We start from the raw sequence: 22449 nt of genomic DNA on the forward strand, positions 1-22449 counted from the left end.
GTGTGTGTCCGGTGTCATCGCGGATGCCCCGTCCCGGGTCAGACGATCTCGTAGCGGAAGTCGGCGGGGTCCGGCCGCTCATGGCCGAGCAACATGATCAGCAGGGGTTTCTCACCGGTGGCGTCGAGGCCGAGTTCCTCGATGTAGGAGATGTTGTCGAAGCCCAGGGCGACGCCGGCGCCGAGACCGAGCGCGGCGGCGGTGGTGTAGAAGGTCTGGGCGACGGCCCCGACGGTGGCGTTGACCAGCCGGTAGCCGCGGTCCCCCACGGCGTCCAGGACGGCGTCCACGCGGATGGTGGGGACGACCACGACGCCGGCCTGCTCCAGGTTGTAGTTGGACAGGAAGTAGTTGCGCTGGAGGAACGGGCCCGGCGCGCCCGGCACCACCGGGCCGAGCGCGCCGGTGTCCGGGTCGTAGGCGTAGGCGCCCGGTGCGACGCCCTCGACATGGTTGACGAAGGCGTACAGCGTGAGCAGGCGAGGTGCCCGCGGCCCGTCGGGTCCCCCGGCCCCGGCGGACGGCTCCGCGTCGCCGCCCAGCGACACGCGGGCGCAGGCGCTCAGCATGGCGGCCAGTTGCGTGGGGGTCACGGGACGGCTCGCGTCGAAGCGGCCGAAGCTGCTGCGGCGTTCGCGCAGGGCGGTCCGTACGGTCACCGGGGGCAGCGCGGGTTCGGGCAGCGGTACGGGTGTGCCGGTGGCGGCGCGCGCAACGGCCGCGGCCTGTTCCAGGGCGCCGGGGGCGGGCCGGTCCGCGGCGTCCCGGGCCGTCGCGTCGTGGATGCGCCGCAGGGTCTCGAACCGCAGGACGGTACGTGAGCGTTCGGAGTCGGTGTGCCGGACGGCGGGGCCCGGTGCGGGCGGCGCGGGGGCCGGGGCGGGCGGGTCGGACCGCGGCCCGGCGGCGGACCCGCCGCCCCGGCTCCCGCCGGCCGGTTCCTTCGCCGTGTGCCCGGCGGCCGGCCCGGCGCTCTCCCAGGCCAGCGGGACGACGGCGAAGATCCCCTCCTCCTCGTCGTCCACCCCCAGCAGGTGGCTGAGCCTGCGCTCCTCGAACCACAGCGCCGGTTCGAGTGCCAGGCCGCGCGAGTGCGCCCAGATGCGCCAGGTCTGGACGAGCGCGCCGAGATCCATGCTGACGGCGTGGAAGGAGAAGCTGTTGTACTTGAACGCGTTCTGCCAGTACTTGATGCCGAGGACCAGGAACTGGTCGTGGTCCGCGCCGGGTACCGCCCCGCCGAGCGCCGCGCGCACCTGCGCGGTGACGTCCCCCGCGAGCAGGCGCTGCATGGCGTGGTGCGGCGCCGAGTAGTAGTGCACCCCCGGGACGAGCGGCCCGCCGGGGCCGGAGACCCAGTAGACGCTGACCGGATACAGTCCGCCGCCCGAGGCGGTGCCTCGGGACCAGTTGGCCTGCGGATAGTGCGGCAGGGCGGCGAGGTCGGTGTTGGCCTGGACCCCGAGCCGGCGCCCGGTCAGCCCGTAGGAGTCCCGCAGCATCCCGGAGAGCGCGTCCAGCGTGAACGGGCCCGGCTCCCGCCGCGCGGCGGGCAGACACCCGGCGGCCACGGTGGCCGTGGCGGGGAACCCGGTGTCCGGCAGCGGGAACGACTCGACGCCGGGGTAGAACTTCGTCTTCCTCGGCCGGTCCGCCCAGTCGGGAACGAAATCGACGGGCTCCATCGGGACCCGGCCGCGGTGCATGATCGCGGACGCGTAGTCATGGGCGTAGCCCACGGGGCTTTCCTCTCTGCTGGACGGTGAGGTCTCGGACGTGTGTCGGGCCGCTGAGGTCGTCATGGGACGTCATGGGAAGGGGTGGGGCGCCGGATTGATCTCCTCCGGCGTCAGGTCGTGGTCCCGCAGCCCCGCCGCGCGCAAGGCCGTGCGCAGCCGGGGCATGGTGCGTGCGCGCTGCCGGGACCAGCCGAAGTCGATGGGCAGGAGACCGGGGACGAGCACACTGACGGTGTGCAGCCCCAGCACTTCCTGTTCCGGCGTCGTCTGGTCCACCACGACGACGTCGAAGCCGGCGTCCGTCACCGCGGCGACACAGCGCAGCAGGTCCTCCCGGAGGTCCGGGGACGCCGGGGCACCGGAGGCGTCGGGCCAGCCGAGTTCCCCCACCGTCCGCAGGGCCGCCGTGGTCGTACGCCGGTGTTCCCCGGCGCCCGGACGGTGTGGTCCGGTACCCGAACGGTGTGGTCCGGCGCCGCCGCCGAGCAGGAACGCCGCGTGCTCGCCCATCTCCGGGATGCCGTAGACCAGGGGGTGGTCGTGGAGGGCGGTGACCCGGTCGAAGTCCCGTGCCATGGCGCGCAGTCGTGGTTCATCCCGTTCTGTCCGGCCCGGGAGGTTCACGGCGTCCGTGGCGATCTCGCAGAGCGCCGAGTCGAGCGCCGACTCGGGGTCGAGCCCCGCGCCCGCCCCGAAGCACATCCGGCCGAGGCCGCCGTCGAAACGCTCCGCCACGGCCGTGACCACGGGGACGGGGAAGGTGATGCGGGTGTCGAAGAACCGTGCGCGGTAGCCGTACATGGCGAGCCGGTCGACCATGTGCCGGGTGGCGGGCCGGGTGCTGGTGGCCGGGTCGATCTCGGGCAGGGGCTGCTGTCCGTACCAGGCGAGCAGGAAGGCGTCGCGCTCGATGACCTCCATCAGACCGAAGTAGACGGCTTCCGCCGGACTCCCCCCGGAGGCACAGCCGTTGGAGCTCTCCTGGACGAAGCGGTTCTCCAGACCGGGCGCGTGGTAGTACGTCAGCACCTCGGGCACCAGCCGCGGCCTGCCGTCGCGCAGCGAGTAGCCCCACACCCAGGGGATGGGGCGGTCGGGGGCGAAGGGCCGTACGTGCGGGTTGGCGTGGTAAAAGTCGTCCGTGTACAGGCCCACCCGACGTGGGTCGACGGCGTCGCCGCCGAACTCGTCGAGGGTGCCGATGACACCGGTGGTCCGCGCGCGGGCCCGCATCCCGGCGTACCGCTCCATCCCTTCGAGCACGCCGATCCGGTCGCTGTGACCGAAGGTGTCGGCGTGGCCGCCCCAGAACGTCTCGCGCAGGTAGCTCCCCGAACGCATCGAGAAGCAGCCGATGGTCGCCGAAGTGGTGGTGGAGGAGACGTCGTGGACGACGGAGGGGCCCAGCGCTCCGCACACCGGGTTGGCGAACGCGGCGACCTCGATGGCGTACGACTCGACGGGGCGCACCCGGAAAGTGCCGGGGCGGTGTTTGGGGGCGGGCGGCAGGGTGAGGGCGGCGGCCTCGGCGCTGTCGGTCGCGGGGGTGGCGCAGTCGGGGCATTCGGGGTCGGGCACCAGGGGGTAGCGGCGGACCGACAGCGTGCGCAGGTCCACCAGCCGGATCTCCGGGAACGGCCCGGCCGGGGCCGGGGTGTGCCGGCGCAGGGCGGTGGCGAGCGCGGCGACGGCGTCGGCGGCGAACGGGGTGGCGTAGGGCCACTCCCCCGCGGACCGGGTCCGGCCGCCCAGCTCCAGGGCGTCGCGCAACGCCACGGACCGTACGGCCTGCCATCGGCGGGCCAGGCAGCGGGAGCAGGCGGAGGTGTCCGTGCCGTCGGTGCCCGGCAGCGGCCCGACGACGGCGTGAGCGCCGTACACGTGCAGGGGCACGCTCGCCTGTCGCGGAGGCCGGACGCGCTCGTCGCCCGGGCGCCCGTCGGTCCGCGGCTCTCCGCGCACGGCGGTCCCCACCGGCCGCGCCGGTTCCCCGCCCGGGCCGTGCCCGCTCCCGTCGCCGGGCGTACGGAACGCGTCGCGGGTGCCGAGGGCGTTGACGCTCAGCGCCGGACCGCCGAGGTCCGCGAGAGTCCGCCCCAGCAGTGCGGCCAGGCGGCTCCCCGCGACATGGGCGGGATGCACCGGGTCGGCCGGGTCCATGAGGGCTGCCGGGCCCACCGGGGCGACGCGATCCGCCGGGCCGACGGGACCGATCCGGTCGGCGGGGTTCATGACGCCGCGCGGGTCCGTGGCGCCGGTGGCGCCCGCCCGGCCGGAGAAGCCGCCCGGAGACTCGCCCGGTGAGGGGGCGTGGCACGTGTCAGACACCACGGGAGGTCTCCGTCACCGTGAGAAGCACCCGGGCGGTGCTGATCCCGGCGGTGGCCAGGTCGGCGCCGCCGGTGCGCACCACGAAGGCGTCGCGCCCCGCGCCCCGGAGCCGGTCGAGCACCTCGGCCCAGGGTGTCGCGGCGCGGTCCGTGCCCTCCCAGGTGTCCGGCACGGTCCCGGGCGCGACGACGTCGACGGTGCCCGCGTCCAGGTCGCGCAGCAGCGGGTCTCCGGTGTCGAACGGCTCCGCGAGGCCCTCCCGGTCGAGCTGCACCCGGCCGAGCAGGTCGCGTACCGCTGCCGCGGCGGCGCTCAGCCGGCCGGTCTCGCTGCCGATGGCCCAGCCGCCCGCGCCACGGGCGAGCATGACGTGCACCCCGGAGCGGTCGGCCTCGCCCAGGTCGAGCAGTTCCAGGTCGACCTCGAGAACGGCGGCCGAGCGCAGGAGGAAGGTGAGTTCGGCGTCGGCGGCGGGACCGTCGGTGAACGCCGCGGGATCCACCCGCCGCGCCGCGCCACCCCGCAGTGTCCGGCACAGCGCGTCGTACGCGAGGGCGGACAGCAGCCCGTCGGCCGCCGCGTCGGCGGGCGTGGCCCCGGCGCCGACCCCGGCGCGCGACGGCTCGAACAACCGGTCCGCGTTGTGCGGGCCGAAGGTGCGTGCCGCCCCGGCCGGTACCAGTACCCGCGCCCCGTCGATCAGCGACGCGGCCCCGGTCCAGGCCGTCACCTGCTCCTCCGTGGCCCCCGTTCCGGCCGCGAGGGCGAGCGCGCCGGGCCGTACCGTACGGGGAGCCGACCGCGACGCGCGCAGCCGGCGTGACGTCACCAGCCCGCGCGGGGACGCGACGTGCTCGGCGTACACCTCGGCCGCCGCGTCCAGCGCCCGCAGCCGGGCCCCCGCCACGTGGTGCACGTCGACGGCCGCGACCCGGCGGGACGCGCCGTGCCCGACGGTGAATTCGACGAGGGACGCCTTGAGGGGCAGCTGGGTGAGCGACTCGTCCGCGAATCGGGTGAAGACCCCGGCCCGGGGAGCGACCAGGACGGACCGGCGGCCCAGTTCCGCCACGATGGCGTCGGCCTCGCGGGCGGTGGCCACGGTCGGCGGGCGCGGCCCGGTGCTCCCGGCGGTCGTGAGGTCCACACCGACGTCCACCCGCTCACCCACGCCGCTGTCCGCGCCATGGTCCGCGCCGGGAGCGTCTCCGAGCGGGTCAGGATCCGCGTCCGCGACCGTGCCGTCGTGCACTCCGTGACCCACGCCAGGGCCCGTGCCGGGGGCGGCAGCGTCCTCAGGCGCGCGCTCCGAGGCCGTCGCTCGCGCGCCGCCCGGGCCGCCGGGTCCGCCCTCGCCGCCCGGTTCGCCCGCCGAGCCGCAGAACGGGCAGCGGGGGTGCGGCAGCAGCGGCTCGGAGGTGACGTCGAGGGACTTCAGGTCCTGGATGACCAGCCGGCCCTCGGTCTCGGCCGGCAGGGCACCGGTGGTGAGCCGGAAGACCTCGTACCCCAGCAGGTTGCCGATCATGGCTGAGAGGGGGCCGCTCGGCGGCTCGCCGACCGGGGGCACGCCGGGCAGCGCCAGAGCGCTCCAGAGGTCCGCGGCGGCCGCCGCTTCGCCGTGCGAACCGACGCGCAGCGCGGCGCAGGCCCAGCAGCCGACGGTACCGGGCGCCATGAGCGGGCCCACGACGGCCTGCCCGTCGTAGGACCAGGCGGGCAGCAGCGTCCGGCCCTCGGGGACCCCGGCCCGCAGGAGGGGGAACAGCCGGCCGGGGGCCGACGCTCCCCCGGTCACCACGACGATGTCGTACGCGTCGAAGTCCGCCCAGGTCAGGGCGCGTCGGGGGGAGTCGGAGGGGATCCGCGGAAGGTCCACGGGGCAGCCGTCGGACTCCGCTTCGCGTGCCTCGGCCTCGATGGCCGCCGTGCTCCCCGCGTCGAGCCCGGTCATCAGGCCGATGGTGGCGCAGCCGTTGCGGACAAGGCTGAGGGCGCACCAGCGGGCGACGAGGTCGTCACCGGCCACGGCGACCCGCGCGGTGCGGAACCGTGCGAAGCGGGCCTCGGCGTCGTCCGCGTAGTGGTCGGCGTAGGCGATCTGCGGGGCGTAGCGCCGGGCGGTGTCCGGCGCCAGGGCGGCCTCCGGCCCGGCCGCGCCGCCGGCCCCGGCCCCGTCGCCGCCCGGCGGGACGGCGCGGGCGAATTCCCGCTCGTAGAGGCTGTTCACCAGCTCGCCGACCATGGCCCGCTGCCGGTCGCCGAGGCCGTCGCAGATCTCGGCGACGGAGTGGTCTCCCGTGAGGTGCGGGACGATCAGGGTGGCGAAACGGTAGGCGGACTTGGCGGTCAGCTGGAACCCCCCGTCGGCATTGTGGAACAGCACTCCGTCCGCTGTTTCGGTGAACAGGACGTCCCTGCGGATGCGGGGACGGGTCGCCGCAACGGCTTCGTAGGTCGCTGAGCCCATGTGTGATGACACCCCTGGATGCTTGGGTCAAGGTGGCCGGGTCGTTCGAAGGTTCGGTCTTCGCCCGTCAGTGGCGTGCGCGCGCCGTGCGCCGGTGGGCCTCGGGCGCGTCGCGCGCCTGCCGACGCGCGTAGATTTTCAGCAGTGCGTGGATGCGGTACGGGCCGGGAGGCCCTTCTTCGAGCAGCCCCGCGTCGGCGAGCCGTTCCAGTGCCTCCTCGGCCCGCGCCGGGTCTCCGAGGGCTCGGGGCGTGACCAGCAGCCCTTCCAGCTCCCCGAGTTGGCGGAAGACGTCCTGCCGGTGGGGTTCCAGGCGGCGTAGAGCGTCGCCGAACACGTGCGGTACGGACAGCCGTGGATCGTCCGCGAGCGAGAGCCGGGCGGTGGGATCCTCGGCCAGCCACGCCGCGCAGTCACCGATCCGCAGCCCGGGGCGGATGAGCAGCCGGGCCGCGGCGATCCGCAGTCCGAGCGGGAAGTGGCCGCAGACCTCGGCGAGTTCGCGGGCGGCGGCGGGCTCCGCGGCCACCCGTTCGGGGCCGAGGGCCGCCGCCAGTACCGCCTGCGACTCCTCGGGGGCGAGCACGTCCAGCCGGTGCACGCTGCCCCCGTGGGTGGCCACGAGCCCGGCCAGCCCGCGTCTGCTCGTGATGACGACGGCGCTGTCGGCCGTCGCCGGCAGCAGCGGACGCACCTGGTCGGCGCCGGTGACGTCGTCGAGGACGATCAGGGACCGCCCGCCGCCGGTCCCGGGCGGGGGCAGCTCCGTCCGGATCTCGGCCGGCTCGCGCGCGGATCCGTCGGGGCGCGTCATGGCCGGCGTGAACACCCCGCCGGGAAAGGCGCCTTGGACGTCGTGGGCCGTCTGGAGGGCCAGGGCCGTCTTCCCGATGCCCGGTGCGCCGGAGACGATCACCAGCACACCCTGGGCCCCGGAGGCGAGGCGGTCCCCGAGTGCGGCCCGCTCCCGCGAGCGTCCGGCGAAGCACGGCACCGCGGGCGCGGGTGGCCGATCGGCCGACAGGAATGCCGGCGGCGCCGGGGCGACGGGACGGACCGCCGAGGTCGGTGCACCCCCGGGTGCCCCGTCAGCACCTGGCAGGCGAGGCCGAGTTCGGCCCGGGACAGCCGGTGCGGGTGGCTCGGCGGGCCCGTCCGCCGGAGTTCGTGGCGCGAAGGCGGTGATCTCGTCGGCCGGCCCAGGGGACGTGGGGGACACGGTCCCGGGGGACGTCCGGGCGGGAGCCAGGCCGTCGGCACCCGCCCGGTCCGTGCGCCGGGCCGGGGCGGGCGGGCCTGCGGTGAGCGCCTTCGGCACGGAGTGCGGCGCGGCGCCCGATCCCAGTTCCCGTGTCCCGGGCGGGGCGAGTCGCGTCGTGGTGGCGCCCGGCAAGGGTGTCGCACGGTCGACGGCCGGCGGGCCGAGCCCGTCGCCGCGCAGGATGGCGAGTTCCAGCCGCTGGAGGCCGGGGCCGGGATCGATCCCCAGTTCCTCCTTCAGGCGTTCCTTCACGGAGCGGTACTCCGCGAGGGCCTCGGACTGACGGCCGGTGCGGTACAGGGCTTCGATGAGCTGTTCGGAGAACCGTTCCCGCCCGGGATGTCTTCGCGCCGTCTCCCACAGGTCCACCAGTACCTGGCGGCACAGACCGAGGGCGAGTTCGATGTCACAGGCGCGTTCGAGCGCGCGCAGCCGCTCCTCCGTCAGGCCGGGCACCTCGTCACGGTGCAGCAGCGCGGACGGTACGTTCGCCAGCAACGGCCCCTGCCACAGCGTCAGCGCCTCCTTGAGCCGGTAGAGCTCGCCCTCGACGTCCCCCGTGCCGTCCGCGCCGCGCACCAGCGCGCGGAAGCGTACGAGATCGAGCGTGTCGGCGTCCGCGTTCATCCGGTACCCGCCGGGCACCGCCTCGATGAGGTCACCGCCGGCACCGTATGTGCCGAAGAGGCGTCGGAGCCGGAGCACACAGCTCTGCAGCGCCGCCCTGGCCGTGGTCGGCGGGCTCTCGTCCCACAGCACCCGCAGCAGATGTCCGGTCGGTACGACCGTTCCGGGGTGCAGCAGCAGAGCCGCCAGCAGGCTGGTCGGTTTGGACGGTTTGAGGACGACCGTTTCGCGGCCCTCCGCGAGGGTCAAGGGACCCAGCAACTGGAAACGCACGCGAATCCGCCCCCCTTGATTCAGAGCCCGGATCTGCGGCTCATGAAAGTGCCGAACCGCAGGCACATCATGGCTTCGGAGCCCCGAAAAACGAAAAGGACGGATTTATTTCTCTGGTACAGACCTCTGCCAGGCCGCACTGGATTCCTTCTCCCCCGTATGCACAACTCGCAAGGCACCACATACTCTTGGCCGGGCTCGACGCACATGACCCGACCGGATACCCACGAATCGACCGCACATTACCAGCACATGAATGGACGACAAATATCACGTGACACGCTTTTTCAATGGCAGCGCCGAGCGCTCGTCGGAAATGCTAGTAACTCGGCGCAGGAAAGTCGACCCCAAGGTCAAGAAGTATTCAAGCCGATGGCATCCGGCCGGAAATGTCCCGTCGGTGGCCCGGCGCGGGCACGGACTTCAGGGGCACGGCACACGGCGCGGCACCGGACTCGGCACGGAGCCGCCACGGACACCGGTGGCGCCAACTCGCCATGGAAAGAGGGCCCGGCGGAGCCCGCGCTCCGCCGGGCCCTGCCCGGTCGATCCCCTCCGCCCCCGTCGCGACCGCCCACCGAAGGCGGGGCGGCGGTCAGTCTCCCGTGTGGCGCTCCGGCTTCGCCTGGACCACCGTCAGGCCGCGGGAGCGCAGCCCGTCCACGATGCGCGGGTCCGCCTCGTCGTCGGTCACCAGCGTCCAGTCGGGCCGCAGCGGTGTCCAGGTGTGGAACGGGTGCCGGCCCAGCTTCGCCGCGTGCGCCAGGACGTACACCCGGTCGGCGCGGCGCGCCATGAGTTCCTTGAGCCGCGTCTGGCGCAGGTCGGCCTCGCAGATGCCGAGTTCGGGCGAGACCCCGTCGGTCCCGAGGAACAGCCTGTCGAACGTGAGCCGTTCCAGGGCCGCTTCGGTCAGCGGCCCCACGAACCCTTGGCTGAGGGGGCGCAGGGTCCCGCCGAGACATTCGACGTGCACGGACTCGATGTCGGACAGTTCCTGAAGGGCGGTCAGGCCTGTGGTGGCCACCGTGATGTCCTTCGCCGAGCGCAGTTCGTGCGCCAGCGCCCCCACCGTGGAACCGGCGTCCAGCAGCAGCGTCTCCCCCGGCCGGACCTCTGCCGCCGCCCAGCGCGCGATGGCCTGCTTGGCCTCGAACGCCTCGCCCGTCCGCTGCCGCAGCGACGCCTCGGGGTGGGCGGCCAGCGCCATGGCGCCACCGTAGGTGCGGGCGAGCCGCCCGTCGCTGGTCAGCTTCGCGAGGTCGCGGCGGATCGTGGACGCCGTCACCCCGAAGAGCTGGGACAGCTCCTCGACGCTGGCGAGACCGGTGGTCGTCGCGAGATGGACGATACGGTCGCGCCGGGCCTTCGAGCCGATCGCAGGCATCTGTCCTGTGTCCTCAGTCGTGATCTTCTCGTCCTTCGTGCTGACGGCCCGGCGGTCAACGGGCCGGAGCGGTCGACATCTCGGCGGCCTGGCGCAACGCCTCGACCATGCTACCGGGCTCGGCCCGGCCGGTCCCCGCGATGTCGAAGGCCGTGCCGTGATCGACCGAGGTACGGATGACCGGCAGCCCCACGGTGAGATTGACGCCGGCCTCGATCCCCATCACCTTGACCGGTCCGTGGCCCTGGTCGTGGTACATCGCGACGATCAGGTCGTAGTCGCCGCGCGCGGCGAGGAAGAAGGCGGTGTCGGCGGGGAGCGGTCCGACGGCGTCGATGCCGTCGGCGCGCAGGGCCGCCACGGCCGGGACGATCTTCTCCTCCTCCTCGCCATAGCCGAACAGGCCGTTCTCCCCGGCGTGCGGGTTGATCCCGCACACCCCGATCACCGGGCGCTCGACCCCGGCGCGCACCATGGCCTCGTGGCCGCGGCGCACGGTCCGCTCGACCAGTCCCGGCTCGATGCGGCGCACGGCGTCGATCAGCCCGATGTGGGTGGTGACGTGAATGACCTTCACCTTGGGGGTGGAGAGCATCATCGAGACCTCCTCGACGCCGGTGAGGTGGGCGAGGAGTTCGGTGTGTCCGGGGTAGAGGTGGCCCCCGGCGTGCAGGGCCTCCTTGTTGAGGGGGGCGGTGCAGATGCCGTGCACCTCCCCGCGTACGGCGAGGTCGGCGGCGACGCGTACGTACTGGTACGCCGCGTCGCCCGCGACGGCGGACAGTTCGCCCCAGGGCAGGTCCGCGGGGAGCAGTCCGAGGTCGACGACGTTGATGCGGCCGGGGGTGAACTCGGCGTCCGCGGGGCCGTCCACGGTCACGATCGAGCAGCTGACGCCGAGGATGCGGGCGGCCTGGCGCAGGCGTTCGGCGTCACCGATGACGACGGGGCGGCAGCGGCCGACGGTGTCGGGGTGGAGCAGCGCCGGGACGATCACCTCGGGGCCGATGCCGGCGCCGTCGCCCATGGTGACCGCGATGATCGGGAGCGGCCGTGCGGCGGCGTCGCTCGCGTGCGCCGGGGCGGTCGACGGGACTGCGTTCACAGGACTTCTCCTTGCGGTGCGGGATGAGGTGCGAAAGGGGCGGGTGCGGAGTTCGTCGTCGTGGTCCCGGCCGGGTCCGCCGCAGGAGTCGCGGCCGGATCCGCCGTGACGGTCGCGGTCCGCTCCGCCGTGGCCGTCCCGCCCACCGGGTCGGCCGGCGCTCGCGATGCCATGAGGGGGCCGTGCCCGGGCCTGAGCGCCCGGGCGATCCGCAGCAGCGACCAGGTGTCGCCGTAGCTGCCGGGGCGGGTGACGACGGAGCGTCCGTCAGGGGTGCGGCTGTGCACGGCGCCGTGGTGGATCTGCCCCACGGGCCGGAGTTCACCGATGCCGAGCGAGTCCAGGACCCGGCGGGCGGTCTCACCGCCGGTCAGGACGAGGTCGGCGGGGTGCGCCAGGGCTGCGACGGCCCGGCCGAGCCCGGCCGCCGTCCGGCGGGCCGCGCCGTGCCGGATGCCCTCGGCTGTGTCGATGCTGACGACGGTGACGCCCTCCCGCTCCGTGGCGAGCGGCACCGTCTCGCCGGGCCGGGCGAGGAGTTCGGGGGACAGCACGGTGTGCCGGGCTCCTGCGGCCGTGAGTTGCGCGATCTGCGCAACGGCGCCGGGTTCCGCGGTACCGACCACGACGAGCAGCGGACGGTCCGTCGCGTCCCTCCGTCGGTCCGTTCCGACGCGCTCGGACACGTTCCGGGCCACGTCGGGTGACGCGGCGTCAGCACCGTACGGTGGCGTCTCGTCCGGTCGGGGCCCCGGCACACCGTCCGGCCGGCCGACCAGCCGCCCCAGCGCGGCGGCGAGGCCGCCCGTACCGAGGAGTCGTACGCCGGGCCCCAGGCGCAGCGCGGCGGCGGCGATCGCGTCCAGGTCGGCGTCCGTCTCCGCGTCGCACACGGGATGCGTGCCCGCCGCCAGGAGCCGGCGGAGCCGCTCGGTGAGGTCGTCGCCGCTCCCCCGCACCACCGCGAGCGGCACGGGCGCCGTGGCCAGCGGGCCGAGCGCCTCGGCCACCGAGCGTGGCGCGGGCCGCGGTTCCGCCCGCCAGGCGTCGGTCGTGTGCAGGGGCGCGCCGTGGAGGTGGACGACGCCGTCGCGGACGGTGCGGCCGGCCGCCGGCAGGGCGGGGGCGATCACCAGCCCCTCGGCGCCCTCGGCGTAGGCGAGGGCCTCGGCGGCGAGGTTGCCGCGCAGCAGGGAGTCCGTCTTCTTGATCAGTACCGTCCCGGCGCGGACGTCGCGCAGGGCCGTGCGGACGACCCGGGCGGCCTCGTCACCCGGCAGTTGACGCGTGTCGAGGTCCAGGACGAGCGCTTCGCCCGCCGGGGGCGGCGCGGCGTCGCCGGGGCCGAGGACGATCCGGCCGGGGAGGAGCAGCGCCACCGCGGTCTCGGCCGCGCCGGACAGATCGTCCGCGAGGGCGAGAACGGCGGTCGGATCATGCCCGCCAGAGGGATCGAGGAGCACGGGCACCTCCCTTGGGACGGCCCGGGGCGGGCCGCTTCGGTGCCTGATGATGACACATGTTGCGCGAAGTGCGCGAGACCTCTTGCGCGGAACACGCAATCATGCCACCTTGTGCGGCGCGACACCTGCTGATGCCGGACATCCGGGACGCCCCTCGTCGGACCGACAGAACGACGGACCGGCGGACCGGCGGACCGGCCGGCCGAAGGACCCGAAAGGACCGGAAGGACCCGACGGACCGGAAGGCCCCGGCATCAGCGGCCCGAGCCGGTCGCCTCCCAGAACTCGAGAAGGTCGACGATGACCCCTACTCCCCGGAGCGCGCCCCTCGACGCCTCCCCCGCCCCACCCGCGTCACTCAGCCGCCGCTCGCTGCTGCGCGCCACCGTCGCCGGCGGCGCGGGCCTGGCCCTCACCCCGCTGGCCGCCTGTGCCGGCCCCACCGGGGCACCCGGCCCGGGCACGCTCACCCTCGGCCTGAACCGGTCCCTGGTGAGCCTGGACAACAAGCTCAACCAGTTCGACGCCGCCGTCACCGTGCAGCGCGCGGTCCGGCAGGCCCTCACCCGGATCGGGCCCGGCATGAAGCCGCGGCTCGTTCTCGCCGACCGGTTCGAGATGGCCGCTCCCACCGCCTGGAGCGTGCGGCTGCGCGACGGCGTGCGCTACTCCGACGGCAGCCCCGTCACCGTGGCGGACGTCGCGACGGCGCTCAGGATGTACGGCGAGGTCAGCGGGTCCTTCCTGCTCGGCCTCTTCCCGGAGCTGCCCGCGGTCGAGCAGACGGGTCCCCGCACTTTCCTGCTGCACACCGACAAGCCGGTACCGGTGCTCGACCGGCTGATGGCCAACATCCACATCACCCCGGCCGCCGCGAACAGGCCGGAGGAGCTGCAGAGCGGCGTGGGTTCGGGCCCGTACCGGGTGCTCAAGGCGAACGGCGGCGCGGGCGAGTACACGCTCGGCCGCAACCCCCGTTACTGGGGCACACGGGCGCGGGCCGAGACCGTACGGGTGCGGTTCGTCCCCGAGGAGGCCGGCCGCGTCGTCGCGCTGCGCAGCGGCGAGCTGGACGTGGTGGACACCCTCACCCCCGACTCCGCGGAGCAGCTCACGGGCCTGCCGGGCGTCGAGGTCGAGGAGGCCCCGGGGGTGCGCATGTGTCAGCTCTTCTACAACTTCCGCAAGCCGAAGGGCCATCCGCTCGCCGACGTCCGGGTCCGGCAGGCGCTCAGTCACGCGATCGACGGCGACGCCCTCGTACGGGACGTGCTGAACGGGTCGGCGGAGGAGGCGGGCGGCGTGGTGCCGCTCGCGCTCGAAGGAGCCGTGCGGACCGGCCGCTACGACTACGACCCCGGCAGAGCCCGCGGCCTGCTGAGGTCCCTGGGCGCCGAGCGCCTGCGGATCAAGGTCATCTGGGAGAGCGGGGAGTTCGCCGCCGACGCCTCCGTGATGGAGGCCGTGCTGGACATGTTCAAGGACATCGGCGTGAGCGCCTCGCTCCAGCAGTTCGAGCCCGGCGGGGACATCCTCGCCTGGCGGCAGGGCAAGGCGGGCGACTGGGACGTCATCGGCAACGGCTACGGCAGCCCCACCGGCCAGGCGCTCACCACCCTCCAGGGCATGTACGGCGGGACCCCGGCCAAGGAGCGCACTCGGGACGCCTTCATGGGCTATGTCGTGCCCCGGATCGAGCGGCAGTTGTCGGCCGCGGCGACCGAGGTGGACGACGCCGAGCGCGCCCGGCGGCTGGCGGCCGTCCAGCGGGCGATCTGGGACACCTGGCCCAGCCTGTGGGCCTTCGCCCCCAAGACGCTGCTCGCCCGCAGGCAGCGGGTACGGGACCTGGCGCTGCTGCCGCTGAACTCCTACGACCTGTCCGCCGTCCGGCTGGAGGGCTGACGCCATGCCGATGTATCTCGCCCGGCGGCTCGGCCAGAGCCTGCTCACGGTCTTCCTCACCCTGACCACCGTCTTCCTGCTGGTGCGGCTCGCGCCCGGCGATCCGGCCTCGGCGTACGCGGGCCCTACCGCGACGAGCGCCGATCTGGCGCGGATCCGGGCGCAGTTCGGCCTGGACGAGCCGCTGCTGACGCAGTACGGGATCTACCTGCGCGATCTGGTGAGCGGGAATCTGGGCGCCAGCTACTCGTTCCACGCGCCCGCGCTCGACGTCGTGATGGACCGGCTGCCCTACACCGTCACCCTCGCCGTCTCGGCGATCGCCGTGACCGCCGTGGTGGCCGTGCCGCTCGGTGTGTGGATGGCGCGCCGCGCCGACTCCAAGCGGGAGCTGGGCGCCAATGTGCTCACCGTCGCCGGGCAGTCCGTGCCGGACTTCTGGACCGGGGTAATGCTGCTGACCGTCTTCGCCGTGCTCCTGCCGGTGCTGCCCGCCTCCGGGTTCACCTCGTGGAGCGGCCTGGTCCTGCCGACGGTCACGGTCGCGATCCTCCAACTGGCCCTGATCTCCCGTCTGGTGCGCCGCGAGATGACCACCGCGCTCAACTCCCCGTACATCACGGTCGCCCGCTCACGCGGCTTCTCCGAGTCCACCCTCACCTGGCGCTACGCCCTGGCCAACTCGGGGGTCCCGCTGCTCACCGCGATCGGCACCCGGTTCGCCGCCCTGCTCAACGGTGTCGTCGTGGTGGAGGTGGTCTTCGGCTGGCCCGGGGTCGGCTCACTCGTCGTCCGCGCCCTGGAGACCCGTGACTACCCGCTCATCCAGGCCACCGTCCTGGTGACCGCGACGCTCGCGATCCTCGTCCAACTCCTCGTCGACCTCGCCTACCCGCTGCTCGATCCGCGGGTACGCCTGGGAAAGGCGGCCTGAACCATGACCACCGCCCTGTCCGGAGCCGATCCGGGCGCCTCCGCCACCTCCCCCGGCGGCCGGCCCAGCGCCGTCACCGCCCGCGACCTCGCCCGTGCCACGGCCACCCGGCAGCGCCGCGGCGCCCGGTTCCGGCTGTGGGCCGGCACGGTCTGCACCGCGCTCGTCGTCCTGCCCGTCGCACTGGCGGGGCTGCTGCCCCTGCCGGACGCCGACGCCCAGGACCTGTCCCGGCGCAGGCTGCCACCGCTCAGCGAGGGCCACCTGTTCGGCACCGACCAGCTCGGCCGCGACCTGCTCTCGCGGATCCTGCACGGCGGCCAGGTCTCCCTGACGGTCGGTGTGCTCGCGGTCCTCGTCTCCGGCCTGATCGGCATCGCGGCGGGCGCGGCGGCCGGGTTCTTCGGCGGCTGGGTCGACGCGGTCGTCTCCCGGCTGCTGGAGGCGCAGCTCGCGCTGCCCCTGCTGATGATGCTGCTGCTCGTGGTCGCCCTGTTCGGGCCGTCGGTCACCGTCATCACCTGTGTGATCGCCGTCGCGCAGTGGCCGGAGGTCGCGCGGCTCACCCGCTCGCTCGTCCTCGTGGAACGCGAGAAACCGTATGTCGCCGCCGCCCGGGTGCTCGGGCTGCGCGGCGTCTCCATCCTCGGCCGGCATGTCGTCCCCAACATCATCCGCCCGGCGAGCCTGGTCGTCCTGCTGCTGCTCGCCCAGGCCGTGCTGCTGGAGAGCGCGCTGAGCTTCCTCGGCGCCGGTCCCCAACGGCCGTTCGCTACCTGGGGCCGGATCATCTCCGACGGCCAGGACTACATCACCACCTCGTGGTGGCTGGTCACCCTGCCGGGCCTGGTCATCGCCCTGCTGGTGGTGGGCGTCAACCTCGTCGGCGACGGACTGCGCGACCGTACCCGTACGGCGCGGGCGCCGCGCGGGGCCCGGGTGCCGCGTGGAACCCTCGCCTCGCGTGTCACGAAGGGAGCCTCCAGGTCATGACCACGGACACCGGCCGCGCCCCGCGGCCCACCGGCGCCCCGGCCGCCTCCGAGCGGGACACCGCCCCGCTGCTGGCCGTCGAGGACCTGCAGATCGAACTCGTCACCGCACACGGCGTGGTCCGTGCCGTGGACGGCGTGAGCTTCACCGTGGACCGGGGCGAGACCGTGACGCTCATCGGCGAGTCCGGATCCGGCAAGTCCACCACCGCCATGGGCGTCCTGCGGCTGCTGCCGGAGGGCCTCGCGGTGCTGTCCGGCTCGGTCCGCGTACAGGGTGTGGACCTCGTGGCCGACCCCGGCGCGGCGCGCCGGGTGCGCGGCCACACCGTGTCGCTGATCCCGCAGGACCCGATGACGGCCCTCAGCCCCGTGCACACGATCGGCCGTCAGCTCGGGGACGCGCTGCGGCTGCGCCACCCCGGCCTGTCCCGCACGGAGGTCAGGGACCGGGGCGTCGAACTCCTCGCCCAGGTCCGCATCCCGAAGCCCGAGACCCGCTGGAAGGCGTATCCGCACCAGTTCTCCGGGGGCATGCTGCAACGCATGCTGATCGCCGTCGCGCTCGCCGCGCGGCCCCGGCTGCTGGTCGCCGACGAACCGACCTCCGCGCTGGACGCCACCGTGCAGGCGAGCGTCCTGGACCTGCTGATGGAACTCCAGGAGAAGGAGGGCGTGGGGGTGCTGATGATCACCCATGACCTGGGGGTGGCCCGGGTCGTCTCCGACCGCATCCATGTGATGAGGGAGGGCCGGTTCGTGGAGTCGGGATCCGCCGAACGGATCGTGGACCGGCCGCGCGAGCCGTACACGCGTCAGCTGCTCGCGGCCGTGCCGCGGCTCGGTCCCTGGGACGAGAACGACACCACCGGCACCACCGACCCCGGCGCGGTCGGCGCCCGGGACACCACCACCCCGAGGGGAGCCGCCACATGACCGGCACAACGCCCGCGGACGGCGCGGGCACCACGACGGCGGAGCGGCCCTTCCTCAGCGTCGAGGACCTGGTGGTCGAGTACCCGACGGCGCGCGGCCCCTTCCGCGCCCTGGACCGGGTGAGCCTCACGGTGCCGCGCGGCGGCTCGGTCGCGGTCGTCGGCGAGTCGGGCTGCGGGAAGTCCACCCTCGCCCGGGCGCTCGTACGGCTGCTGAAACCCACCTCGGGCCGGATCGTCGTGGACGGCACGGACATCGCCGCCCTGCCCGAGCGACGGCTGCGGCCGCTGCGCCGGCGGGTACAGATGGTCTTCCAGGACCCGTACGGTTCGCTCGACCCGCATCTGACCGCCGAGGAGATCGTGGCCGAGCCGCTGCGCCACGCGGGCGTCCGCGAGCGGGCCGAGCGCGCCCGGCGCGCGGCGGAGCTGCTCGACCGGGTCGGCCTGCCCTCCGGCGCGCTGCACCGCCGGCCGCCCGAGTTCTCCGGGGGCCAGCGGCAGCGCATCGGCATCGCCCGGGCGCTCGCCTCCCGGCCCGAGCTGCTGGTCTGCGACGAGGCGACGTCCGCCCTCGACGTCTCCGTCCAGGCCCAGGTGCTGACGCTGCTGCGCGAGCTCCAGGCGGAGAGCGGCATCGCCTATCTCGTCATCGCCCACAACCTCGGCGTCGTCCGGGAGATCAGTACCGACGTCGTGGTGATGCACGCCGGCCGGGTCGTCGAGCGCGGCCCGACCGAGGCCGTGCTCGCCTCACCGGCCGAGGAGTACACCCGGGCGCTGCGCCGGGCCGCCCTCGACCCCACCACCGTCCGGGGCGTGAAGCCCCGGCACCTGCTCACCACCGCAACCGCATCGGAAGGCACTCGCTCGTGAACACCGGCTTCGACCTGCCCCACGTCCCCCTCCCGCTGTCGCGTCTGGTCCTCGGGACGATGACCTTCGGCGACACCGTCGACCGGGCGGGCGCCGCCGCCATGCTCGACACGGCGCTGGAGGCGGGGCTGACCGGCGTCGACACGGCCAACGGTTACGCGGGCGGCGAGAGCGAACGCATCCTCGCCACGCTGCTGCCCGGCCGCCGCGACCGGCTGGTGCTGGCGACCAAGGCCGGTATCCCCCACCCCGACCAGGGTGAGCACGCCCCGCTGTCCGCGGCCGGGATGCGGGCCGCGTTGGAGGGCAGCCTGCGGCGCCTGGGCACCGACCATGTCGACCTGTTCTACCTGCACCAGCCGGACCGGACCACGCCGGTCGCCGAAACCCTCGCCACCGTCGCCGAGTTCGTGGCGGAGGGCAAGGTCCGGGCGCTCGGCGTCTCCAACTACGCGGCCTGGCAGATCGCCGACCTGTGCCGGACGGCCGACGAGGTGGGGGCGCCCCGGCCCGTCGTCGCCCAGCAGCTGCACAACCTCCTCGCGCGCCGGATCGAGGAGGAGTACGTGGAGTACGCGGCGGTCACCGGGCTGCGGACCATGGTCTACAACCCGCTCGGCGGAGGGCTCCTGACGGGCCGCCACCATTTCGGGGAGGCGCCCGGCACCGGCCGGTTCGGCGACTCCCGGCTGGCCGCGATGTACCGGGAGCGCTACTGGGACGAGCGTCTCTTCGACGCTGTCGGCCGGCTCACCCGGATCGCCGCCGAGGCGGGGATGCCGCTCACCGAGCTGGCGCTGCGCTGGCTGCTGGACCGTCCCTCGACCGACGCGCTGCTGCTCGGCGGCTCGCGTACGGAGCACCTGCGGGCCAATGTCGAGGCGGCGCACGCCGGTCCGCTGCCGGCCGAGGTGACGGCGGCCTGTGACGAGGTCGGCGCGGCGCTGCGCGGCCCGATGCCCGCGTACAACCGCTGAGCCGTCCCGCCCTCGCCCCCGCCCCGCCGCCGCCCGGCCTCGCGCGACACCTCGTGACATCTCTCCGACCATCTCCCGAAGGGACGACGCCGATGCCCCACCCGCTGTCCGAGCCCGGTCCGCCCGACCCGGTCGCCGCCGACGGTGTCGTCCGGCCGCACCCCGGTGAGCCGGGCCGGGCCGAGGCCCGGCTGACCGCGCCGGGCACGGCGCAGAACCACGCCGCGAACCTGACCGTGCTGCCCGGCGGTGACCTCGGCTGTGTCTGGTTCGGCGGTACGCAGGAGGGCGTCGCGGACATCTCCGTGTGGTTCTCCCGGCTGGCCCCGGGCGGCGACACGTGGTCCGCCCCCGTCCGGCTGTCCGACGATCCCGGGTGCTCCGAGCAGAACCCCGTCCTCTTCCCCACCCCGTCCGGGGAGCTGTGGCTGCTGCACACCGCGCAGCGCGCCGGTCACCAGGACACGGCCGAGGTACGGCGCCGGATCAGCCTGGACAACGGCGCGACCTGGGGGCCCGCCACGGTGCTGTTCCCTGCCACGGCCGAGGGCGGCGTCTTCGTCCGCCAGCCGGTCACCGTGCTGGAGTCGGGTCGCTGGCTGCTGCCGGTCTTCCGCTGTGTCCGGGTGCCGGGGCAGCCATGGGACGGCGGTCATGACGTCAGCGCGGTGCTGGTCAGTGACGACGCGGGGCGCAGCTGGCGGGAGCGGCCGGTGCCGGGCTCCACCGGCCTGGTGCACATGAACGTCCACGCGGGGGCGGACGGGGCGCTGCTGGCGCTGTTCCGCAGCCGCCGGGCGGACGCCGTGCACAGCAGTACGTCGCACGACGGCGGGGAGACCTGGACGGTGCCGCGGGCCCTGCCGGTACCGAACAACAACTCCTCGTTGCAGTTCGTACCGCTGGGCGACGGCCGGCTCGCGCTGGCGCACAACCCGAGCAGTGCCGCCGACGCCACCGCGCGTCGCGTATCGCTGTACGACGAGATCGACGACGAGGGTCTGGCCGACGCGGCTCCGGCGCGGACGACGGAGGCGGTCGACTCCACGGAGGCAGGCGGCTCCACGGCGACGGGGGGTTCGGCGACCGCGCCGGACCCGGTGGCCCCCGCCGTGCCGAGTGCCGCTTTCTGGGGTGCGCCGCGCGCACCGCTCAGCCTGTCGGTGTCGGCGGACGGCGGGCTGACCTGGCCGGTGCGCCGGGACCTGGCGACAGGAGACGGCTACTGCCTCACCAACAACTCACGGGACGGCCTGAACCGGGAGCTGTCCTACCCGACCGTCACCCGCGCGACCGACGGAACACTGCACGTCGCGTACACGCACCACCGGAACTCCATCGCGTACGTGCGCCTGGCACCGGAGTGGGCGGCCCGGTACCTCTCCCGCTGAGCGGGCCCGTGGGCGGGGCCGCTCACCGGCCCGCCCACGGGAACCGCTGATGCGGGGCTTGCGGCGGGAATACCCGCCCGGGCCCGGTGGCTGGCAACGGTATGAGCACTCTCGGACTGATCGGCAGTGGACACATCGGCAGCACGCTCGCGCGGCTCGGCGTCGCCGCGGGCCTCGACGTCGTACTGAGCAACTCACGCGGCCCCGAGACCCTCGCCTCGCTGGTGGCGGAGCTGGGGCCGCGGGCGCGGGCGGCGACGCCGGCGGAGGCCGCGGCCGCCGGCGACCTGGTCGTGGTGACCGTCCCGCTCAAGAACTACCGCCAGGTGCCGGTGGCGCCGCTGGCGGGCAAGGTGGTGCTGGACACGAACAACTACTATCCCGAGCGCGACGGCCGGATCGCCGAACTGGACGCGGAGGCCGTGACCACGAGCGAACTCCTCCAGCGGCACCTGCCGGACGCCTCGGTCGTCAAGGCGTTCAACAACATCTTCTTCAAGCATCTGGCCGCGCTGGCCCGGCCCTCGGGGGCGCCCGACCGCTCGGCTCTCCCGATCGCCGGTGACTCCCCCGAGGCCAAGGCCTCGGCCACCGAGTTGCTGGACGTGCTGGGCTTCGACGCCGTCGACGCGGGCAGCCTGGCCGAGAGCTGGCGTTTCCAGCGCGACACGCCGGCCTATGTCGTGCCGTACGCGAAGAACCCGCAGGGTCTCGGGATCTTGGCGGACGATCCCGGAACGAGCGCGGACGCCGCGGCGCTGCGCACGGCCCTGGCCGCGGCCACCCGTCCCGCGGGCCACTGACACGGCCGGCTGACACGGCCGACTGACGCCGCGTACGGGACGAGGCTCCGGCGATGTCCCTCCGGGAGGCAGCCGGGGTCCCGTTGGCGTACGCGCGCGCGGCGCGCACCACGGCCGCCCGGCAACCGGGTCGGCAGCGGGCCCGGCGCCGGATCCGGCGGCGGGCCCGGGCGGCTGCCGGACGGACCTCAGCCCGCCCTGACCGCTGTCACGGTGAAGGTGTCCCCGCAGACGACCGGCTCCGACGTGCTGAGCGTCATGGCGTCCCGCGAACCGGGCGGATAGATCTTCAGCAGGCTGGGCCTGGCCCAGCAGGAGTCGCCCTTGATGCCCTTGTTGAGCGTGTGCAGCGTGACCACGGCGGTCGCACCGGGCGCCAGCCGCACGGCGCCGGTCCGGCCGCCCTCGCGGGTCGCGGGCTCGCCGATCATGGCACCGTCGCCCGCCAGCAGGGAGACCCCCGGGTAACCGTTCAGCGCGCAGGCGGCCGGCCCCTTGTTGACGAGGATCAGGTCGTAGCGGATGTTGCCCGCGCCCACGTCGGGGCGGCCCAGCCGCAGACCCATGTTCTCCGCCGTGCAGCGCGCCGCCGCCGCGGACTTCCCGCCGACGGCGCCCGGCCGGTCGGTGGCGGTGGTGGCCCCGGCGGTGGCCGTCGCGGACGGTGCGGGGGCGGGCGGCGCGGCACTCGGCCTTCCGGACGGTGCCCCGTTGCCGCTCGTCGTGGCCGTGGCGGCGGGAGCCGTGGGCGTGGCGTCGGCGGCGGCCGACGGGGCCTCGCCGGATCCGCCGCTCCCGCCACCACCGCCCCCGCTGCCGCATGCGGCCAGGGCGACCGCCAGCAGCGTCGCCGCCACCGTGACGCGGCCCGTGCGCCGGGACGGGCCGTGCCCGGCACGGCCCGTCCCGGCCGAGCCCGGGGGCTGCTTCCTGGAGGTCTGGTCACGATCGGACATTCGTTCCACCTGCCCATCGGTGTC

The 22449-nt window shown here is 74.4% G+C and carries 16 protein-coding genes; 8 read left to right on the forward strand and 8 right to left on the reverse strand.

The genetic code is table 11. The features are described from left to right. Positions 1–38: 38 nt before the first annotated feature. From ACU6P3_RS00490 to ACU6P3_RS00520, 7 genes are all read right to left on the reverse strand, one after another. The gene (locus ACU6P3_RS00490) at positions 39–1739 is read right to left on the reverse strand and encodes a SagB/ThcOx family dehydrogenase (RefSeq protein WP_447195381.1); all 1701 of its coding nucleotides are present in this window, start codon (positions 1737–1739) and stop codon (positions 39–41) included. A 69-nt stretch (positions 1740–1808) separates the two neighbouring features. Beyond that, entirely contained in the window at positions 1809–3899 is a 2091-nt protein-coding gene (locus ACU6P3_RS00495; RefSeq protein WP_447198163.1) for a TOMM precursor leader peptide-binding protein, read from the reverse strand. A gap of 160 nt (positions 3900–4059) precedes the next feature. Next, positions 4060–6540 carry a TOMM precursor leader peptide-binding protein gene (locus tag ACU6P3_RS00500; RefSeq protein WP_447195382.1) on the reverse strand — a complete coding sequence of 827 codons (2481 nt, stop codon included), beginning with the start codon at positions 6538–6540 and terminating at the stop codon, positions 4060–4062. A gap of 67 nt (positions 6541–6607) precedes the next feature. Continuing rightward, positions 6608–8701 carry an AfsR/SARP family transcriptional regulator gene (locus tag ACU6P3_RS00505; RefSeq protein WP_447195383.1) on the reverse strand — a complete coding sequence of 698 codons (2094 nt, stop codon included), beginning with the start codon at positions 8699–8701 and terminating at the stop codon, positions 6608–6610. A 595-nt stretch (positions 8702–9296) separates the two neighbouring features. Next, positions 9297–10088, reverse strand: coding sequence for a DeoR/GlpR family DNA-binding transcription regulator (locus tag ACU6P3_RS00510; protein WP_447195384.1), 792 nt, complete (start codon positions 10086–10088; stop codon positions 9297–9299). Between the two features lie 55 nt (positions 10089–10143). Beyond that, entirely contained in the window at positions 10144–11193 is a 1050-nt protein-coding gene (gene pdxA / locus ACU6P3_RS00515) for a 4-hydroxythreonine-4-phosphate dehydrogenase PdxA (protein WP_447195385.1), read from the reverse strand. Then, positions 11190–12656, reverse strand: coding sequence for a four-carbon acid sugar kinase family protein (locus ACU6P3_RS00520; protein WP_447195386.1), 1467 nt, complete (start codon positions 12654–12656; stop codon positions 11190–11192). Before ACU6P3_RS00520 ends, pdxA begins: the two co-directional genes overlap by 4 nt. A gap of 300 nt (positions 12657–12956) precedes the next feature. Between ACU6P3_RS00520 and ACU6P3_RS00525 the strand changes: the two genes are divergently transcribed. The 8 genes from ACU6P3_RS00525 to ACU6P3_RS00560 all read left to right on the forward strand — a co-directional run bounded on the left by ACU6P3_RS00525 (position 12957) and on the right by ACU6P3_RS00560 (position 21469). Further along, entirely contained in the window at positions 12957–14561 is a 1605-nt protein-coding gene (locus tag ACU6P3_RS00525; protein WP_447195387.1) for an ABC transporter substrate-binding protein, read from the forward strand. Between the two features lie 4 nt (positions 14562–14565). Beyond that, entirely contained in the window at positions 14566–15495 is a 930-nt protein-coding gene (locus ACU6P3_RS00530) for an ABC transporter permease (protein ID WP_447195388.1), read from the forward strand. 3 nt (positions 15496–15498) lie between these two features. Next, positions 15499–16488 carry an ABC transporter permease gene (locus ACU6P3_RS00535; RefSeq protein ID WP_447195389.1) on the forward strand — a complete coding sequence of 330 codons (990 nt, stop codon included), beginning with the start codon at positions 15499–15501 and terminating at the stop codon, positions 16486–16488. Then, positions 16485–17423, forward strand: coding sequence for an ABC transporter ATP-binding protein (locus ACU6P3_RS00540; RefSeq protein WP_447195390.1), 939 nt, complete (start codon positions 16485–16487; stop codon positions 17421–17423). The genes ACU6P3_RS00535 and ACU6P3_RS00540 overlap by 4 nt, the downstream gene beginning before the upstream one ends. Continuing rightward, on the forward strand, positions 17420–18298 hold the full coding sequence (locus ACU6P3_RS00545; RefSeq protein ID WP_447195391.1) for an ATP-binding cassette domain-containing protein: 879 nt from the start codon (positions 17420–17422) through the stop codon (positions 18296–18298). Before ACU6P3_RS00540 ends, ACU6P3_RS00545 begins: the two co-directional genes overlap by 4 nt. After that, positions 18295–19275, forward strand: coding sequence for an aldo/keto reductase (locus tag ACU6P3_RS00550; protein ID WP_344281866.1), 981 nt, complete (start codon positions 18295–18297; stop codon positions 19273–19275). The genes ACU6P3_RS00545 and ACU6P3_RS00550 overlap by 4 nt, the downstream gene beginning before the upstream one ends. A gap of 92 nt (positions 19276–19367) precedes the next feature. Next, complete coding sequence (locus tag ACU6P3_RS00555) at positions 19368–20666, forward strand: sialidase family protein (protein WP_447195392.1); 1299 nt, start codon at positions 19368–19370, stop codon at positions 20664–20666. 101 nt (positions 20667–20767) lie between these two features. Continuing rightward, complete coding sequence (locus ACU6P3_RS00560; protein ID WP_447195393.1) at positions 20768–21469, forward strand: NADPH-dependent F420 reductase; 702 nt, start codon at positions 20768–20770, stop codon at positions 21467–21469. Between the two features lie 188 nt (positions 21470–21657). Here the strand turns inward: ACU6P3_RS00560 and ACU6P3_RS00565 are convergent, their stop codons facing one another. Beyond that, positions 21658–22425, reverse strand: coding sequence for a DUF4232 domain-containing protein (locus ACU6P3_RS00565; protein WP_447195394.1), 768 nt, complete (start codon positions 22423–22425; stop codon positions 21658–21660). Positions 22426–22449 lie beyond the last annotated feature (24 nt).

Source organism: Streptomyces hebeiensis (genome assembly GCF_052983195.1).

Bases quoted from the DNA above. Each gene is read 5' to 3' on its own strand.
- ACU6P3_RS00535 (WP_447195389.1), top strand. From the start codon at position 15,499: ATGACCACCGCCCTGTCCGGAGCCGATCCGGGCGCCTCCGCCACCTCC.
- ACU6P3_RS00560 (WP_447195393.1), top strand. From the start codon at position 20,768: ATGAGCACTCTCGGACTGATCGGCAGTGGACACATCGGCAGCACGCTC.
- ACU6P3_RS00525 (WP_447195387.1), top strand. From the start codon at position 12,957: ATGACCCCTACTCCCCGGAGCGCGCCCCTCGACGCCTCCCCCGCCCCA.
- ACU6P3_RS00545 (WP_447195391.1), top strand. From the start codon at position 17,420: ATGACCGGCACAACGCCCGCGGACGGCGCGGGCACCACGACGGCGGAG.
- ACU6P3_RS00530 (WP_447195388.1), top strand. From the start codon at position 14,566: ATGCCGATGTATCTCGCCCGGCGGCTCGGCCAGAGCCTGCTCACGGTC.
- ACU6P3_RS00510 (WP_447195384.1), bottom strand. From the start codon at position 10,088: ATGCCTGCGATCGGCTCGAAGGCCCGGCGCGACCGTATCGTCCATCTC.
- ACU6P3_RS00540 (WP_447195390.1), top strand. From the start codon at position 16,485: ATGACCACGGACACCGGCCGCGCCCCGCGGCCCACCGGCGCCCCGGCC.
- ACU6P3_RS00500 (WP_447195382.1), bottom strand. From the start codon at position 6,540: ATGGGCTCAGCGACCTACGAAGCCGTTGCGGCGACCCGTCCCCGCATC.
- ACU6P3_RS00555 (WP_447195392.1), top strand. From the start codon at position 19,368: ATGCCCCACCCGCTGTCCGAGCCCGGTCCGCCCGACCCGGTCGCCGCC.
- ACU6P3_RS00565 (WP_447195394.1), bottom strand. From the start codon at position 22,425: ATGTCCGATCGTGACCAGACCTCCAGGAAGCAGCCCCCGGGCTCGGCC.
- ACU6P3_RS00495 (WP_447198163.1), bottom strand. From the start codon at position 3,899: ATGGACCCGGCCGACCCGGTGCATCCCGCCCATGTCGCGGGGAGCCGC.